The sequence below is a fragment of the Bacteroidota bacterium genome (assembly GCA_037133915.1).
Lineage (GTDB): Bacteria > Bacteroidota > Bacteroidia > Bacteroidales > CAIWKO01 > JBAXND01.
Map to the genome: position 1 here is coordinate 80,546 of JBAXND010000007.1, position 18,578 is coordinate 99,123.

The window sequence follows — 18,578 nt, forward strand, 5'->3', positions numbered from 1 at the left end:
GAAATTACTTTTTGGGCGGAGTATATTTATTCTTTTTACCGCCTTTGCCGAATACCGAAAAATTCAGGTATCGCTGAGGATTCAGCTTGATGTCTTCAACAAGTTCGTTGAGTTGAGATGAGGTTCCCTGCAGGTTTTTATACAAGCTGTCATTATTCACAAGCATTCCCAAACTCCCTTCACCACGATTTATTTTCTCGATGATAGTCGAAAAAGACTGCAATGATTTGTTAGTATTTTCAAGCGTTTGCGCAATATTTGCTTTTGCGATGGTATCGCTTATGTTAGAAAAATTTACAATGATGTTACTTATTTTATCATTGTTTTTCCGAATATTGGAAGTAATGGATTCAACATTGCCGATAATCGCAGACAACTTTACTCTTTGAGTTGTAACAAGCGTATCTATGTTAAAAGTCGTGTGTTCCAGATTCTGAATAGTGAATTTAATACTTTCAAAACTCAGTGTCAGGTTGGCTCTGGTTTCTTCATTGAATACACTGCGGATAATCACAAGTACAGAATCGATTGACAGCATAACGTTTTCAAACTTCTGCTTGATGGGCTTCATCTGTAAACTCACCTCCTCGCCCAATGATGACTGCACCAGCGTATTCAGTGTATCGCCGTTGAGTGCAGCCACGGTAGAATTGCCGAGCTTAATTTCGATAGCGCGTGAACCAAGAATATCGGAGGAAAACAAATTAGCCACAGAATTGCCCGGAATGCGAACATCATTATTGGTTACAATAAACTCAACAACGATGCGCCCTGAACCATCGGGCATAAAATTGATATCCTTAACCTGACCGACTTTATATCCGTTTACGAGCACCGGATTTGCTTCGGAAAGGCCATTCACCTGATTGTAAATTGCGTAAAATGTTCGTTCCTTCCGTAGTAAATTCTTGCCTTTCAGAAAATTAAAACCCCAGTAAAACAGACCGAGTGTGATAATAAATATCACCGCTATCTTAACTTCCCGTTTGATTTTAAATGCCATTTTACTTATATAGGTGTGCAAATGTAGCAATTATTTTTAAAAACCTGCTACAGCATCCATTCTGCCTATTTTTTTTCAAAAATGGAAGTGTTTTAAGCAACAATTCAGACAGTTATTACCGTGCTAAATATTGATAAACATATTGTTACACGGCAATCGCTCTGGTCGGCGAATTCCTATTTTTTTTGTTGTGAAAGCAGCTTAACCGCTTCAGACGGAGAAATGCGTTCTTCGTTCAGAAAGGCCACAACAAAGGCATCTTTGAAGCCTTTATTCTGAACTTCTGCCTGTTGCTTCACAGCATCTTCAAGTGTTGTAAAATTGCCGGAAGTATATTTGAATACATTGTTCTGCACATACATTTTTATTTCTGAAAGACCTTTAAAATCAGGCGAATTCAAGGGTTTCTGTTTAGAGGATGTAGCAAACTGAACTCTAAAAAATATTTCCTGTGCAGAGGCATCATGTTTCACCGGTTTATCGGTATGTACCACCACCGTGTCTTGGGGAGGTGTATCCTGAACCTGTGGTTCCTCAGTCCCACTATCCTGTTCGGCTCCATGATTGCCGTCAACCATATCTTTGTATTGCTTAAATGCACGATAGATAGCCGAAGCAATGACTGATTGTCCGCTCTCAGAAGTCAGAAAAGCCTCTTCGGCAGGATTGCTGATAAAGCCAGTTTCGACGAGAACACCCGGCATCGTGGTTTTATAAAGCACTAAAAATCCGGCCTGCTTAACGCCCCGGCTTCCCCTTCCCGCCCGTTCTGTAAATTGCTTTTGAATTTTCGTTGCAAACTCCAGGCTCTGATCCAGGTAGGCATTCTGAAACAGACTAAAAATAATATTCGCCTCAGGGGAGTTTGGATCAAAACCGTCGTATTGAGCGGTATAATTGCTTTCAAGTAAGATTGAACTGTTCTCCTTTTTAGCAACATCAAGATTGGCAGCGCTTTTATTCAGTCCCATTACCCACGTTTCTGTACCGGAGACCGTTGTTGTTTTTGCTGAATTGCAATGGATAGAGATAAAAAGATTGGCGTGGCTTTCATTAGCGATTTTTGCCCGGTTATACAGCTCCACAAAAACATCCGTTTTGCGGGTATAAATTACTTCAATTTCAGGAAAATTTGTCTTGATAAAATTACCAAGCTTCAGGGCGATGGCCAGGGCAACATCCTTTTCTTTAGCTGATTTACCTAGTGCACCGGGATCGTGACCACCATGTCCGGCATCAATCACAACCTTCCGTATCACAATTCCTTTAGGCTTTTCAGCACGAAAAGAAAACAAAATACCAAGACTCATTACAACAAAAAATAAGACAATGCGTTTCATCAGAGTTTGTATTTTGATTAGTTTTGTCCTTTGGTGAGTTCAGTTTGCGACAAAAATAAATGAACCGCCCGAAGGTATTTCCATTAAACGAGTAAAATTGTCAACCACTTTATTAACTAAACGCGCACACTGTTTTTTTGTTCTCATACTCTGTATTTTTTTGTTACCTCATCAATCCTATTCGCAGGATACGATTAAAGCAAAAAATGACAGCGTGAGTGCAGCTCCTGATACTTTAAGCACCGACTCCATCCGCAAATCTCTCTCCAAAAATGCCATTGAATCAAAAATAAATTACAAAGCCAGCGATTCAATACGATTCAACATCAGCGAAAAAAAAATGTATCTCTATCGTGATGTAGAGATTTATTACGACGATATTACACTTAAGGCGGCCTATGTTGAATTGGATTTCAACAAAAATACATTGTTTGCCGATACGCGGTATGACTCTCTGGGCGCAGAATACGGACGGCCTGAATTCACACAGGGATCTCAAAGTTTTACCGCACTCAGTATGCGATACAATTTTGAAACTAAAAAAGGTCTTATCTCTGATATCATCACCCATGAAGGCGAAAGTTATCTTCACGGCAATCTGGTAAAGCGTTTTGAGGACAATGCCACCAATGTTAAAAACGGACTTTATACTACCTGCGATCGCCGGCACCCACACTACGAGATTCGATTTTTTAAAGCCCGGGTAATTCCTGATGACAAGATTATTACCGGTCCGGCATACCTCGTTATCGAAGATGTTCCCACACCTCTGTTTGTACCCTTTGGCTTTTTCCCCAACAAAAAAGGTCAGCTTTCAGGGATATTGCTGCCAACTTACGGAGAATCGGCAAACCGGGGCTTCTTCTTTGAGAACGGCGGCTACTACTGGGGTGTAAACGATTACCTCGACATTGCCTTCCGTGGCGATATTTACACACGCGGTAGCTGGGCGGCCAAAATATTCACCAATTACAAAAAAAAATACAAGTATTCCGGCATGCTCAACCTGAACTACGCCGTGAATATTTCAGGCGACAAAAAGCTTCCGGGGTATGAAGAGAAAAAAGATTTCTTTATCAGGTGGCAACATCAACAGGATCCGAAAGCCAGGCCCAACAGCCTTTTCAGCGCCAATGTAAATGCCGGTACAAGCAGCTATAACCGTTACAACCCATCAACAACCGGCGATTATCTTTCGAACGATTTCGAATCAAGTATTGCCTACCAGACCGGTCTTGCCCGCGGACGCGCCAATTTCAGCATTAATCTCGGTTATAAACAAAATACAGGAACACACGAAGTGTTGCTGACTGCGCCCGCCATAAGCCTGTCGGTAAATACTTTTTATCCTTTGCGCAAGAAAAAGCGCGTCGGCAACCTTAAATGGTACGAGAATATCAGCGTGGGTTATATGATGAATGCACAAAATGTGCTCAGCACCATTGACTCGCTGATACTGTCTCAGAAAAGCCTCGAAAAAATGCAAAATGGCGTTTCGCACAGCATTCCAATACGCAGCAACGTAAAAGTTCTTAAATATTTTACATGGACCAACAGCCTCAATTTAAACGAGCGTTGGTATTTTCAAAAAGTCGATAAACAATGGTTGCGGTCAACAGACACGGCTTACCTGAACACCGATACGCTGAGAGGATTTTTTCCGGTCCACGATTTTAATGTCAGTACATCGCTGAGTACGCGTCTATATGGAATGTACCAGTTTAAAAAAGGTCCCGTCAAAGCATTGCGTCATGTTATTGCACCAAGTGTCGGATTTACTTACATGCCTGATTTCGGAACGCCCTTTTGGGGCTATTATAAATATACAACCATCGATACACTGGGACATTCCCGCAAATATTCTGTGTATGAAAATGGTAATTACGGAACCCCTTCAGATGGTGCATCAGGAAAAGTGAACATTGCGATATCCAACAATCTCGAGATGAAGGTCCGGTCAAAAAAAGACACAATAACAGGAACTAAAAAAGTTGTCCTGATAGAAAATCTCACGATTGGCACAGCTTACGACCTTGCACGCGATTCACTTAACTGGGACAATCTTTACGTTACGGGACGCACCAAGCTTTTCAAACGCATCGACCTTATCTATAACGGTTCGTGGGATCCGTATTATTATGATACAAGCGGTGTGAAGATGAACACCTTTCAGTATGATGTGAACCGTCGGCTGTTCCGAAGTGCAACAGCAAAATACAGCATCGGACTCAACTGGAGCCTGAGCTCAAATGATTTTAAAAGCAAAAAAACATCAAAAGGCAGTGGTCAGACAACTTATCATCCTGACGGAAATGTTGACTATACAAACCCATGGAGCATCAATCTGGCTTACAACCTTACCTTCACGAACAACTTCAGTCCTTCGCTCTATCGTTATGTGAAAGACACCATTCAAACGCTGCAGATTACAGGTGATGTCAACATTACCCGTAAATGGAAATTCGGTATGACCACCGGATTTGATTTCAATGCAAAAGATATTTCATACACTTCGCTCAACATTTATCGCGATTTGCATTGCTGGGAAATGGTTATCCAATGGATACCTTTCGGAGCACGCAAAAGTTATAATCTCACGATTCGCGTGAAAGCAAGCGTGCTGCAGGATCTGAAGCTCACAAAGAAAACCGACTTCAGGGACAATGCTTTCTGACAGTGAACAATAATTAGTTAACAGTTAACAGCAAGCGGTAAGCAGTCAGCAGTACTGAAGAATTTATGCTTGAACCGGGTTTGCAGCCACAAAGAAACTGAATTGCACTTTGCCGTATTTCCGCATCTCCGAGAAATTCGGATGCTTTGAGAAATCAATATCGCGGGAATGTTCAATAATGAAATAACCATCCGGTTTAAGCAGATTATTATTGAAAATCAATTCAACAATTTTTTCTCTGTCGGGCATATCAAAGGGTGGATCGGCAAAGATAATATCGTAAGGATTTTTAGAATATTTTAAGAAGCTAAACACATCGGATCTTACGGCTGTGATTTGGGCCATTTTAAATTGCACCGCTGTCCGCTCAATAAAATCAATGCATCTGAAATTGCTGTCAACAGAAGTAATATCCGTACTTCCGCGTGAAGCAAACTCGAATGATATGCTTCCGGTACCGGCAAATATATCGAGTACACGGACTTCTTCAAAATCAATATAATTATTCAGAATATTGAAAAGACTTTCTTTGGCAATATCAGTGGTAGGTCGTACCGGCAGATTGTTGGGTGGATTGAGCCTCCGCCCCCTGTGTGTTCCGCTTACAATTCGCATAAGGCTGCCTGAAATAAGTGATAATAATAATGTTGGGGGACTTCGTCAAAAACATAACTGTACTCCGCAGCATCAGGCCGTTCAATAAAATCGATGTTACGGATATAACGATACAGCAACTCGTACAAACGGCTGCTTTTCGCTATATTGCCGCTGAGCAGTACTGCATCCGTTTCAGGATTGAGCTTCATCTGTTCAAACACGAACAGTAAAAAATAAATAAAATCTTCGGCTGTCCGGAAAGCAAATGAGTTGAGGAGCTGGAGTTTTTGATTTTCAATAATAACAATATCAAAAGCTGATGACCTTACATTGACCACGGTAACCGCACCGCCCGGAACATTTTTAAACCGTCCGAGCAGACCTTCAGTCAAGGCGCCCGAGTGATGACGTATTTCCATAGGTCCGAATGCGTTTTCCATAACACCAACAACATTTGTCGGAACAGAATACAGATTATATGCTTCCGGATTCTTCAGACGATTTACGCATACCTGCTCTCCGTCGTCAGGAACATGATTGAAATGATGATAGCAATCAGCTTGCTTCTCATCAAACAAGGGCCATGGAACCAGGGTTGAACGCTCACTTTCGTGAAGCAGAATCTTTTTTCCGTAATCCATTAAAAGCTCCTTCCTGCGACCGGTAACAGCCTCCAATTTTTCAACAAGCTGAAGGTTGTTGTGCATTCCGTCAAAAACTTCGGAGCCTGCAGCCAGAAAGCGTTTTAAAGAATTATCGAAGATACAGAACGAAAAGCTGTTGGCAGAAACACCAGCCACCAAGGTATAGTCCAAAGCATTTTCAGCTTTGACCAGCTTATCGTAACCGGTGTTCATTCCTTTATCTTCCGTCATCACTGCAAAAATAGTAAATCTGAACTAATAAAACAGGGTTCATACCGAACCCACAACAGGGCGAGGTATGATTATTTTGTATTATCAGTATATTTGCACAGAAAACAAACGCAGTTAATTACTTTAAAAGGAGTAACTAATGAAAACTAATATACTCAGGATTTTTCGGGGAAAGAGTGGCTATTTAATTCCAATATTTTTCCTGTATTTTTCGTTATTCAGTTTAACGGTAAAATCACAGGGTGTTGGAATAAATTCCGCTGGTGCACCCTCTGATACATCTGCAATGCTTGATATTAAAAGCACTACGAAAGGATTGCTGATTCCCCGAATGACAATTGCGCAAAGAAATGCAATCGTACTTCCGGCAAACGGATTACTAATTTACAACACCGACTGCAATAATATCAATTATAATGCAGGAACACCCACAGCGCCCAATTGGCTTCCGGTAAATTCGCCGCTCACCTTATCCGCACCGGGTTCAATCAGTGGTCAGACAACCGTTTGTCAAAATCAGGCAGGTGTAATCTACTCAATTTCGCCTGTACCAGGCGCATTGTCATATGTATGGACAGTTCCTTCCGGCGCAACTATTACATCAGGTCAAGGAGGCACAACAATCACGGTGACATTCGGTACTTCTAACGGCGACATCTGTGTATATGCTTCCAACAACTGCGGAAACAGCCCTGCTACCTGTACTGCAATTACAATTACAACTCCGCCCTCGTCAGCCTTCTCGTGGTCTCCGACATCCCCGGCACCTTCGCAAACATGTACGTTTACACCTTCCGTTACTGGCGCCGGTTATTCATGGAACTTTCAGGGTGGCTCTCCGAGTACAAGTACCGTTCAGAATCCTTCTGTAACCTGGGCTTCAACCGGCACGTTCGCGGTTACACTTGTTGTTAATCAGGGTGGATGCGTATCGACAACAACATCCAATAATCTGACCGTGACAAGCTGCTCTCACGGAACCGTTACTTTTAATGCAAACGGAAGTTATAATACAGGCAGCGTGCAAACCTGGACTGTGCCAGTTTCGGCATGCTCCATAACTATTGAAGCATGGGGCGCTCAGGGCGGAAATACTACTCAGGCAGGTAGCAAAGGAGCACGCATGCGCGGCGATTTTTCAACAATCGCAGGGCAATCATTATCAATCATTGTCGGACAGCAGGGCGAGAGCAGATCAAGTTATGACGGCGGCGGTGGCGGTGGCACTTTTGTCTGGCTCACCTCGAACAGCACTCCGCTTATAATTGCCGGCGGCGGCGGCGGCGGTGGTGGCGGCAACGGAGTACCGTCAACATGGGTCGGAATAGATGGTGTAACTTCAAATAATGGAACGAACGGAAATTCTGCAACTCAGGGTGCCGGTGTCAACGGCAACGGAGGCAGCAGCGCAACAGGCTCATACTGGGCAAGCGGAGGCAGTGGTTGGTATTCAGTGGGAAATGCCGGAAGCGGTTGTTCCAACACATCAACCGGAGGTAATACGCCACTATCAGGCGGCGCAGGAGGAACCTGGGGCGGCGACTATGGATACAATGGCAATGGTGGTTATGGCGGTGGTGGTGGTGCACAGGGCGCCTGCAACTGCGCCGGTGGTGGCGGCGGTGGCGGTTATTCGGGTGGTGGTCCCGGCGCAAACTGCAATGGTGGCGGTGGTGGCGGCTCTTACAACACCGGAACCAACCAATCAAACAGCCCGGGTATTCAAACAGGTAATGGAATGGTTACAATAAGCTGGTAATGATAATTAACAGAATTGCTCCAACATATTTCTGTATAACTTTGCATAATAAATTCCAATGCGATAAAATATTATAATTATTTAATCATCATGATAAAAATGTGTAAGCGTTCAGCAACAAAAAAAATCAATCTTTCATTTTTTATCTTTTTCATGGTTTTTTCAGTCTGGTCAAATTCATTGAGGGCTCAAGGTGTCGGATTAAATACGTCAGGCGCTCCGGGTGACACTTCGGCCATGCTTGACGTAAAAAGCACCAATAAAGGCATGCTTATTCCGCGAATGACGACAGCTCAGCGCAATGCAATAATTCTTCCCGCGAAAGGATTGATGATTTACAATCTGGATTGCGATAATTTCAATTATAATGCAGGAACACCGGCGCTTCCGAATTGGGTTGCTCTGAATGCGGCAATCACACTTCAGGCTCCGGGACCCATCAGCGGCTCCACCACAGTATGCCCTTCACAAACAGGACTTACATATTCAATCGCACCGGTACCGGGTGCAACCACATATTCATGGACCATGCCCGCCGGTGCAACACTGGTATCAGGACAGGGAACCACATCAATTATCGTTGATTTCGGAACCACCTCGGGCAGTATATGTGTAATTGCAGGAAATGCCTGTGGGTCGAGCAGTCAGACCTGCGTTTTGGTAAACGTTACCCAAACCCCTTCCTCTGCATTCACCTGGACTCCTTTATCACCATCCATCGGACAAAGCACAACTTTTACTCCTTCCATAAGCGGAGCAACTTACAGTTGGACTTTTCAAAACGGAACACCGGCAACGAGCAACCTCCAAAACCCGGCTGTTGTCTGGAATGCACAGGGCACCTACGATGCATCACTCACAATAAGCCTGAATGGCTGCACCTCAAGTTCCACAACACAGCAGATTGTAGTGGGCAACTGCCCTCATTCGAGCCAGACATTTTCTTACACAGGCAGCATGCAAACATGGACTGTTCCCACCTGCATTACTTCAATAACCCTTGATATGGCAGGTGCAAAGGGTGGCATTGGAAGCAACAGCGCAGCAGCAGGTCTTGGCGGTCGGGTTCAGGCAACACTGCCCGTAACACCCGGGAACACTATCAATATTTTTGTTGGCGGTTCAGGTCTCGATGATGTAAATGGCTCTTCAGCCCTTCCCGGAGGATACAACGGCGGCGGAATTGCAAATGGCGAGCCTCAATACACTTACTATGGAGGAGGCAGTGGCGGTGGTGCATCAGATATCCGCATAGGAGGAACATCATTAAACGACCGCAAGATTGTTGCAGGTGGCGGCGGTGGCGGTGGCGCTGACGGATGCACGGCAAATGCCCTGATTGGTGGTCACGGAGGAGGAACAACCGGCCTGCCCGGCGGACCGGGAAATTTATGCAGCTGTAATCCCAGTGGGCAAGGTGGAACACCATCGGCAGGTGGAGCCAAAGGCGACTGGGGCTGCACATGCAATGCCACAGCGGGCACTTTTGGTATCGGAGGTGATAGCAATTCAACCGGTTGTGGCGGACCTACCGGCGGCGGCGGCGGTGGCGGCGGTTGGTATGGTGGCGGCGGTGGCGGACTCGGTGGCGGTGGCGGAGGAAGCAGTTATACAGACCCCGGCGCAACCAATGTAACCCACACACAGGGATATCAATCAGGGAATGGTTATGTGACAATTACCTGGTAGGCGTTCTGATAATGAAAATGGAATTGCTGCGGCGAATCTTGTGATTTATCAAATCACCCATTGGAAATTCTATTCCTGTAGTTTCTCGGCACTGAAGTTACGCGCAGCTTCATAATCGAATTCATTTTCCCATCGGGCTACAACAACGGTAGCCAGACAGTTGCCTATCACATTCACGGAAGTTCGCGCCATATCCATAAGCTCATCAATCCCGAGAATAATAAAAATAGGCATTACCGGCAGGCCAAAGCTGGCGGCAGTACCGAGCAATATTACCAGCGATGCTCTGGGCACTCCTGCCACGCCTTTGCTGGTAAGCATCAACGTAAGTACGATGACGAGCTGCCTGTCGAACGGAAGATGAATCCCCGACACCTGAGCTACAAAAATTGTTGCCAGTGAAAGGTATAACGTAGTGCCATCCAGATTAAAACTATAACCAGTCGGCATCACAAAAGCAACAATTTTACGTGGCACACCAAATTTTTCCATTGCTTCCATGGCACGCGGCAGTGCCGACTCAGAACTTGTTGTGGCGAAAGCAATGCTTGCAGGCTCTGAAACCGCCCTGATAAAATTACGCACCGGAATTTTCAATATTAACGCTATTGGCAATAATACGCCCAGCAAAAAAACGGTCAGCGCCACATACAGTGTTGCCAGCAACTGAAACAGGTTCACTAATATCCCAAGCCCCATATGCCCCACAGTATAAGCAATGGCAGCAAAAACCGCCAAAGGCGCAAGGTACATTACCAGATTTGTGAACTTGAACATAGTTTCCGACAAACTTTCGGTGAAACGCAGCATCGGGCTGCGATGCTTTTCTTTAAGCATTGCAACGGCAATTCCAAACAGTATACTGAAAATCACAATCTGCAGCACCTGACCTTCAAAAACAGATTTCGCAATGTTCTCAGGAAATGCATGCAGAATAAGGTCTTCAGTCGTTTGCGCTTTAACGTCTGCAATTGCTGTTCCCGGAGCGGCTGCAGGAAGTATTACACCAACGCCTGCCTTCCCGATGTTTATCGCAGCCAGTCCGATGAATAACGCAATCGTGGAAACAATTTCAAAATAAAGCAGTGATTTCCAGCCCATGCGTCCCACCTGTTTGAGATTAGAATGGCCGGCAATACCCACCACCAGTGTTGCAAAAAGCAAGGGCGCAATGATTGTTTTTATTAAATTCAGGAAAATTTTACTGATAACCTGAAGATGAATGGCAACAGAAGGAACATCGTGACCAAATTCAGCACCCAGCAACATACTCACAAGAATCCATGTTGTGAGAGAGTTCTTGCGGAAAGCATACCAGATCACCGTCGCCAGAGCACACCACCTGCTTACCAGCAGCACAATATGACCCGAATTAAATATTTGGTAAAAAGTGAGGAGATTCAATACAGATACGATGGTAAACACCGAGAACAACAGCAGTAAAAACGTTCTTGTTGAAATCTTCATCCGCAGGCAAATTATTGAGAAAATTGTTTCTCATCAAAAATATTAAAAAGCCTGATTGGATGAGTAAAATATTATTATTTTCACAAAGTGATATTTATACCGTCATTTTTATCTAACAATTTTATTTACAATTAGTTAAAAATATGAAGAAACTTCTCATCATACTGCTCGTTTTAACAGCGCCGGCAACAAAAGCCGCATTTGAAGATTATTTTGAAAACAAAACGCTGCGCATCGATTATTTTCACACCGGAAATCATGAATCAGACATTTACTCCATTGATGAACTGATACAGGAACCTTTCTGGGGAGGCTCAAAAGTAAACCTCATTGATATTTTCGACTACGGCAAGTACAAATTCATGGTGTATGATGTTGCCACAAGTCAGCTCATTTATTCGCGCACTTACGCAACCTTATTTTCTGAATGGCAAACCACCGACGAAGCAAAACTAACCATGAAGACTTTTTCGGAAACCGTGGTCTGTCCTTTTCCTAAAAAAGATATTCGCTGCGAATTTTATACGCGCAACAAAAAGGGATTGTGGGAAAAGAAGTGGGAATATGCAGTTGACCCGAAAAACATGTTCATCTCCACCGAACGCAGACAGGAATATCCTGTCAAAGACATTTTAAATAACGGTGATCCCGATAAAAAGGTTGATATTGTAATCATTCCGGAAGGATACAGCAAAGATGAGATGGACAAATTTAAAAACGATGCTGAAAAATTTACCGGCTATCTGTTTAAAGCATCGCCCTATAAGGAGAATAAAAAGAAATTCAACGTACGCATGGTAATGGCGCCTTCTCCCGAATCAGGAACCGATGTTCCCGGAAAAGGTGTATGGAAGAAAACCCTTGTGGGAACCAGCTTCTATACATTCGGCACAGAGCGCTACCTTATGACAAGCGACAACAAAGACCTGCGCGATGTGGCATCAAACGCGCCCTACGATCAAATATACATCATCGTAAACACCAGCATTTACGGCGGAGGAGCCATCTATAATCACTATGCCATTGCCATCAGCGATAACCTTTATGGCGAATATGTTTTTACCCACGAATTCGGGCATGCATTTGCAGGGTTGGGTGATGAATACTATGATTCGGAAACATCTTACAATGAGTTCTATCCCCTTGATGTTGAACCGCCCGATCCCAATCTTACCACCATGGTTGATTTCGATAAAAAATGGAAAAACCTGATTGATAAAGACACACCCATTCCGACACCATCGGATGATCAATACCGGAACAAAGTGGGCGTATTCGAAGGCGGCGGCTATGTAAACAAAGGTGTTTACCGCCCTTCTTATGACTGCACCATGAAGTCCATATCGGTAAATAATTTCTGCCCGGTATGCAAACTTTCAATTCAGAAAATGATTGATTTCTATACAAAATAGCAGCATTCTGTAATTAACTCATGTTAATTATAAACAACGTAAATTAATTTATATTAACGAACAATTTATACCAAAGGAGATTCAAAAATGCCAATTACCAAATTAAACCAAATGTTCGATTCCCTCAAAAGCAGGGAACGCAAAAGATTAGTTGCAGCCTACGCGAACGATGCACATACCATAGGAGCCATCAGCCAGGCTATAGATCTTGGTCTTGTTGAAGCTACCCTTGTTGGCGATGAAGCCACCATTAAACAGGTTTGCACCGAGCATAAAATTGACGTCAACAAATTCAGGATTGTACAGGAAGCTGACGAGATGAAAGCCACCATGAAAGCGGTAGAACTTGTCAACGCAGGCGAAGGAAATGTTCTCATGAAAGGCCTTGTTACTTCTGATAAATACATGCGCGCCATTCTGAACAAGGAAAAAGGTCTGATGGAAAGCCCCAACGCTATTTTAAGCCATGTATCAGTGATTGAGAGTCCGATGTATCACAAACTGATGATTTGCTGTGACGTTGCAATTATACCTGCTCCGGATATCAAACAGAAAATTGCGATGGTGAATTACATGATCCGCACGGCACATGCACTGGATATTCCCAAGCCGAAAGTTGCGCTCATAGCTGCAACCGAGCAAATGTCGTTCGCAATGCCCGCCTGTGTAGATGCAGCCATCATTGCAAAAATGGGCGACCGTGGTCAAATCAAAGGCGCCGTTATCGACGGTCCACTTGCTATTGATGTGGCTATTGACAAGGAAAGCTGCGAAATTAAAAAATTGGTAAGCCCCGTAGCAGGCGATGCCGATTGCTTGCTCTTCCCCAATATTGAAGCCGGAAACGTTTTCTTTAAAACCAATACCAAACTCGGCGGGTCTGAACTCGGAGCTGTTGTATTTGGAGCTAAAGTGCCCGCCATTCTTACATCGCGCGGCGACAGCGAACTCACAAAACTTTATTCCATCGCGCTTGCCGCGATGATTGCAAAATAATTTGCTTCACCTCCCGGGCCGTTGTCCGGGAGTTTTTTTTACAAACTTACCGCTTCATCATTTTTATGGAAACGATAGGAATACTCGCGCTCAACCCAGGCTCCACATCTACCAAAATTGCTGTCTATCACTCGGCAAATCCGGTTTTTGTGAAAACAATCAGACATACCAACGAAGAACTTTCGCAATTTGAAAAAATTACCGACCAGTTCCAGTTTCGCAAAGATATTATCCTTAAGCATCTGGCTGAAGCCGACATAAAACTTGAAAAAATCAAGGCCGTTGTTGGTCGCGGCGGACTGCTGAAACCCATTCATTCGGGCGTGTATCCCGTGAACGAAGCCATGAAGCGCGATCTCATCAATAGTCCGTTTGGCGAACATGCAAGCAATCTGGGCGGCCTGATTGCCGACGACCTTGCCCGTTCGTTGCCCGATGCGAAAGCCTACATAGCAGACCCCGTTGTTGTTGACGAACTCGAAGATATTGCCCGTTTTTCGGGACATCCACTATTCAAACGCATCAGTATCTTTCATGCACTGAATCACAAAGCCATTGCGCGAAGTCACGCCAAATCCATCATGCGTAAGTACGAAGATCTGAATTTGATTATAGTACATCTTGGAGGCGGCATCAGCGTAGGCGCACATCGAAAAGGACAGGTAGTTGATGTGAATCAGGCGCTGGATGGAAGCGGACCTTTTTCTCCGGAACGCGCAGGCACATTGCCTTCCGGAGATCTTGCACGTCTTTGTTTCAGCGGAAAATATACGTTGAAAGAGGTGATGAAAATGATTAAAGGCGAAGGTGGTATGGTTGCATTTCTGGGCACCAACAATGCATACGATGCAGAAATGAAAGCAATCGCCGGCGATGAATTTGCCACTGCTGTGTTTAAAGCTATGGCATATCAGGTATCGAAAGAAGTGGGTGCCATGTTCGCTGTTCTCAGAGGCGAAGTGGATGCCATTCTCATTACCGGCGGTATCGCGAACAGCAAATGGTTCGTGAACGATATCATTGACCGGGTGTATAAAATGGCGCCTACACACGTTTATCCGGGCGAGGACGAAATGAGCGCTCTGGCTTTAAATGGTCTGATGGTGCTCACCGGCGAGGTTACGCCGCGTGAGTATATATAAAAGACGTTCTCAGCGATAATGATTATTTTTGACAATCAGAAGAACAATTCATGAAACAATATCTCGATCTGCTTGATCATGTAATCGCCCAGGGCACAGAAAAAAGTGACCGCACAGGTACGGGAACAACCAGTGTTTTCGGATATCAGATGCGTTTCTCTTTACAGCATGGATTCCCATTACTAACAACTAAAAAAATTCATCTACGGTCTGTTATTTATGAATTATTGTGGTTCCTTCGAGGCGAAACCAATATTAAATTCTTAAATGATAATGGCGTATCGATATGGAATGAGTGGGCCAATGAACAAGGCGACCTCGGTCCTGTATATGGCAGTCAGTGGCGCTCATGGCGCGGCAGCGATGGCAGTGTTACCGACCAGATAAGCGAGGTAATGCACACCATCCGCACCAATCCCGATTCACGCAGAATGATAGTAAGCGCCTGGAACGTTGGCGAAATCAATAAAATGGCGCTCCCACCGTGTCATGCACTGTTTCAGTTTTATGTTGCCGACGGCACATTATCCTGTCAACTGTATCAGCGCAGCGCCGATATTTTTCTCGGAGTTCCCTTCAATATTGCATCATACGCGCTGCTCACAATGATGATGGCGCAGGTAACCGGACTCAAAGCAGGTGATTTTATTCATACTCTTGGTGATGCGCATCTTTATTCAAACCACCGGGAACAGGCGTTGTTGCAGCTTTCGCGTGAACCACGTCCACTTCCATTGATGAAAATAAACAAAAACATTAACGACATTTTTTCATTTTCATTCAGCGATTTTGAATTATCGGATTACAATCCTCACCCGCACATCAAAGCAGAAATAGCCATTTGATAAGGGCTCTGTAAAACTTACTACACGTATGGTATTCAGCAGTAACATATTTTTATTATACTTTTTGCCGGCAGTTCTCGCACTTTATTTTCTTGCCGACAGAAAATATAAAAATTATGTAGCCCTTGCTGCCAGCGTGTTCTTTTATGCCTGGGGCGCACCCCTATTCATCTTTGTAATCTTCGGCTCTATTATTTGTGATTTTCTTTTTGCCCGCTATATTCACAAAAGTGAGGGAAAGAAAAAACGCTTGTTGATGATTTCTGCGATTGCGCTAAATATTGGCGTTCTTATCTATTTCAAATACGCTAATTTTTTTGTAGGCAATTTCAATGAACTGCTTGGAACGCTAGGAATGAGGCATGTTGCGTGGACTAAGGTCGCACTTCCTATAGGAATATCATTCTTCACTTTTCATGAAATGAGTTACATTATTGATGTATATCGTGGTGTAAAACCGCCCATGAAAAATATCTGGAATTACGCACTGTATATTTTATATTTCCCACAACTCATTGCCGGCCCCATCATCCGCTTCAACGAAATATCTGACCAGATTGAAGAACGAACATACCAATACACCATCGACAATAAACTGCTTGGGTTATTCCGTTTCATTATTGGATTGGCTAAAAAAGTACTTATCGCGAATGTACTCGGTGCTTCGGTAGACAGCATCTTTGCGCTGAACGGTGGCGACCTTACTACGCCCCTTGCATGGATCGGAATTGTTGCATACGCATTCCAGATTTATTTCGATTTCTCGGGTTATTCAGATATGGCAATCGGCATTGCACGCATGATGGGTTTCATCTTTCCTGAGAACTTCAACAACCCGTACATTTCACAGAATATTACAGAATTCTGGCGGCGTTGGCATATGTCGCTAAGCCGCTGGATGCGCGACTATCTCTACATTTCATTAGGTGGGAACAAAGTTTCGATACCCCGTATGTACGTTAATTTGAGTATCGTTTTTTTGATTTCAGGTTTCTGGCATGGTGCTGCATGGAACTTTTTGTTGTGGGGCGGATACCACGGAGCATTGCTTATTGCCGATAGACTGTTCCTGATTAAAGTGCTGAAAAAACTTGGCAGAATTCCATCCATCGCCATCACATTTTTTCTTACGCTCATTGGTTGGGTTCTGTTCCGTGCTGAAAATATGAAACACATCGGGCTATACCTGAAAAAAATGTTCTGCTTCGACATGCATGCAACCCGGATAACTTTCAAACCTGATTTCTGGACCATCATGGTTGTTGCTGCAGTGTTCTCATTTTTGTGTGCATTCAAATTCGGCGAGCGCATACAAGCAGGTGTTTTTGAAAAGAATTACAATATAAAAGGATTGCTGCTCATGACTCTTTTAGGCACATTCCTGCTGTTATTCAGTATTGGATCCATTACATCATCCGGGTTTAACCCGTTCATTTATTTTAGGTTCTGACGTGAAATTTGAAAAACATATAAAGACCGGCGTATTCGCATTTTTCTGTTTGCTGTTCATTTTACCGAACATTCAGGAAAAATTGGAGCTTTTCACATTCAAGCCCCTGAAGGGAGATTTTGTGCCTGCCGCAGAACCGGTCTTCACAATTAAATCATGGAAACATCTCAGCTTCCAGAAAGAATATGAACGCTATATAAATGACCATATCGGGCTACGACCGTTTATTATTCGCGCATACAATCAAATCTACTACAGCGTTTTTAATATGGCAAAAACCCGCGATATACTTATCGGGAAAAACGGCTGTCTGTACGAACGCAATTATGTCGAAGAATATCTCGGCATCAAGTTTAAAGGCAGGGATGGAATACGAAAGGAAATGCAGCGTGCAAAGTACTTACAGGACACTCTGAAAAAAAAGGGAATTGATTTTATCATCGTTTTTGCTCCGGGCAAAGCAAGCTTTTTTCCCGACGATTTTCCATCGCCGTACAATCGCATGAAAAAAAATATTTCAAACTACGAATGCTACACGCAAACCTGCAGGAGTTTAGGAGTGAACTTTCTTGACCTGAACAGCTACTTTGTTTCGCTCAAGCCGACAGCAAAATACCCGCTTATGTCGCCACCGGGCATTCACTGGACATACTATGGAATGACCATTGCCGTTGACACGCTCATACATACTTTTGAGAAAATGCGTAACATCGACATGCCGGAAATGATTACTGCAAAAATTGATTTGCCGGATACCGCACGCGATACCGACTGCGATGTGGCTGAAGGGATGAATTTATTGTTTCCATTACCGCATCCGCAGTACGCATATCCAATACTTCGTTTTAATTGTACACCCGAAAAAATAAAGCCTAAAATGCTTACCGTGGGCGACAGCTATTACTGGACTATCTTCGGAAACGGAATCACACATCAGCTATTTAGTGATGGGGCGTTCTGGTTTTATAACCGGGAATGCCATCCCATGGATAACTCAGGAATGAAGCCTGTTTCATCGCTTAATTTACAGCAAGAAGTTGAAAAGCAAGATATCATTATGCTGATATCAACCGAGACAAATCTTTCCAATTTCTCGTTTGGATTTATTGATAATCTTTACAGGATTTATGCAAAAGACAAAACGGATATTGGCCCTTCATGCCCCTCACCTGATGACCGTTTAAATTATTACAAAAACATGATCAGAAACGACGCGAACTGGATGGTAAGCATTCGTGAAAAAGCTATAGAAAACGACATTACAGTTGAGCAAATGATAGAAAAAGATGCTGCATTCATGGTCGAAAAAGAGAAGAAAAAATAAACGAC

14 protein-coding genes are annotated in these 18,578 nt (G+C 43.7%); 9 read left to right on the top strand and 5 right to left on the bottom strand.

All coding sequences use genetic code 11. The features are described from left to right. Positions 1 to 4 precede the first annotated feature (4 nt). Entirely contained in the window at positions 5 to 1,003 is a 999-nt protein-coding gene (locus WCM76_04085) for an MlaD family protein (GenBank protein MEI6764796.1), read from the bottom strand. Positions 1,004 to 1,179: 176 nt separating this feature from the next. Continuing rightward, positions 1,180 to 2,343 (bottom strand): N-acetylmuramoyl-L-alanine amidase, encoded by a 1,164-nt coding sequence (locus WCM76_04090; protein ID MEI6764797.1) that lies wholly within the window; start codon positions 2,341 to 2,343, stop codon positions 1,180 to 1,182. A 160-nt stretch (positions 2,344 to 2,503) separates the two neighbouring features. Between WCM76_04090 and WCM76_04095 the strand changes: the two genes are divergently transcribed. Beyond that, entirely contained in the window at positions 2,504 to 5,017 is a 2,514-nt protein-coding gene (locus tag WCM76_04095) for a putative LPS assembly protein LptD (protein ID MEI6764798.1), read from the top strand. Between the two features lie 63 nt (positions 5,018 to 5,080). On the opposite strand, the gene rsmD is transcribed toward WCM76_04095, so the two are convergent. Beyond that, the gene (rsmD, locus tag WCM76_04100) at positions 5,081 to 5,632 is read right to left on the bottom strand and encodes a 16S rRNA (guanine(966)-N(2))-methyltransferase RsmD (protein ID MEI6764799.1); all 552 of its coding nucleotides are present in this window, start codon (positions 5,630 to 5,632) and stop codon (positions 5,081 to 5,083) included. Beyond that, positions 5,620 to 6,489, bottom strand: coding sequence for a DUF3822 family protein (locus tag WCM76_04105; protein ID MEI6764800.1), 870 nt, complete (start codon positions 6,487 to 6,489; stop codon positions 5,620 to 5,622). The genes rsmD and WCM76_04105 overlap by 13 nt, the downstream gene beginning before the upstream one ends. 139 nt (positions 6,490 to 6,628) lie before the next feature. On the opposite strand from WCM76_04105, the gene WCM76_04110 reads away from it, so the two are divergent. Together WCM76_04110 and WCM76_04115 are read left to right on the top strand one after the other, a co-directional pair. After that, positions 6,629 to 8,248 carry a PKD domain-containing protein gene (locus tag WCM76_04110; GenBank protein MEI6764801.1) on the top strand — a complete coding sequence of 540 codons (1,620 nt, stop codon included), beginning with the start codon at positions 6,629 to 6,631 and terminating at the stop codon, positions 8,246 to 8,248. 90 nt (positions 8,249 to 8,338) lie between these two features. After that, a complete protein-coding gene (locus WCM76_04115; GenBank protein MEI6764802.1) occupies positions 8,339 to 9,937 on the top strand; it encodes a glycine-rich protein in 1,599 nt (532 codons plus the stop codon). Positions 9,938 to 10,006: 69 nt separating this feature from the next. On the opposite strand, the gene WCM76_04120 is transcribed toward WCM76_04115, so the two are convergent. After that, positions 10,007 to 11,404, bottom strand: coding sequence for a cation:dicarboxylase symporter family transporter (locus WCM76_04120; GenBank protein MEI6764803.1), 1,398 nt, complete (start codon positions 11,402 to 11,404; stop codon positions 10,007 to 10,009). Between the two features lie 143 nt (positions 11,405 to 11,547). Between WCM76_04120 and WCM76_04125 the strand changes: the two genes are divergently transcribed. From WCM76_04125 to WCM76_04150, 6 genes are all read left to right on the top strand, one after another. Continuing rightward, a complete protein-coding gene (locus WCM76_04125; protein ID MEI6764804.1) occupies positions 11,548 to 12,816 on the top strand; it encodes a M64 family metallopeptidase in 1,269 nt (422 codons plus the stop codon). An 87-nt stretch (positions 12,817 to 12,903) separates the two neighbouring features. Next, positions 12,904 to 13,812, top strand: coding sequence for a phosphate acyltransferase (locus WCM76_04130; GenBank protein MEI6764805.1), 909 nt, complete (start codon positions 12,904 to 12,906; stop codon positions 13,810 to 13,812). Between the two features lie 65 nt (positions 13,813 to 13,877). Next, positions 13,878 to 14,954, top strand: a complete 1,077-nt coding sequence (gene buk / locus WCM76_04135) for a butyrate kinase (GenBank protein MEI6764806.1) — start codon at positions 13,878 to 13,880, stop codon at positions 14,952 to 14,954. Between the two features lie 50 nt (positions 14,955 to 15,004). After that, positions 15,005 to 15,799 (top strand): thymidylate synthase, encoded by a 795-nt coding sequence (locus tag WCM76_04140; protein ID MEI6764807.1) that lies wholly within the window; start codon positions 15,005 to 15,007, stop codon positions 15,797 to 15,799. A 28-nt stretch (positions 15,800 to 15,827) separates the two neighbouring features. Then, positions 15,828 to 17,249 (top strand): MBOAT family protein, encoded by a 1,422-nt coding sequence (locus WCM76_04145; GenBank protein ID MEI6764808.1) that lies wholly within the window; start codon positions 15,828 to 15,830, stop codon positions 17,247 to 17,249. Between the two features lie 82 nt (positions 17,250 to 17,331). Then, positions 17,332 to 18,573 (top strand): hypothetical protein, encoded by a 1,242-nt coding sequence (locus WCM76_04150; GenBank protein MEI6764809.1) that lies wholly within the window; start codon positions 17,332 to 17,334, stop codon positions 18,571 to 18,573. Positions 18,574 to 18,578: the final 5 nt, after the last annotated feature.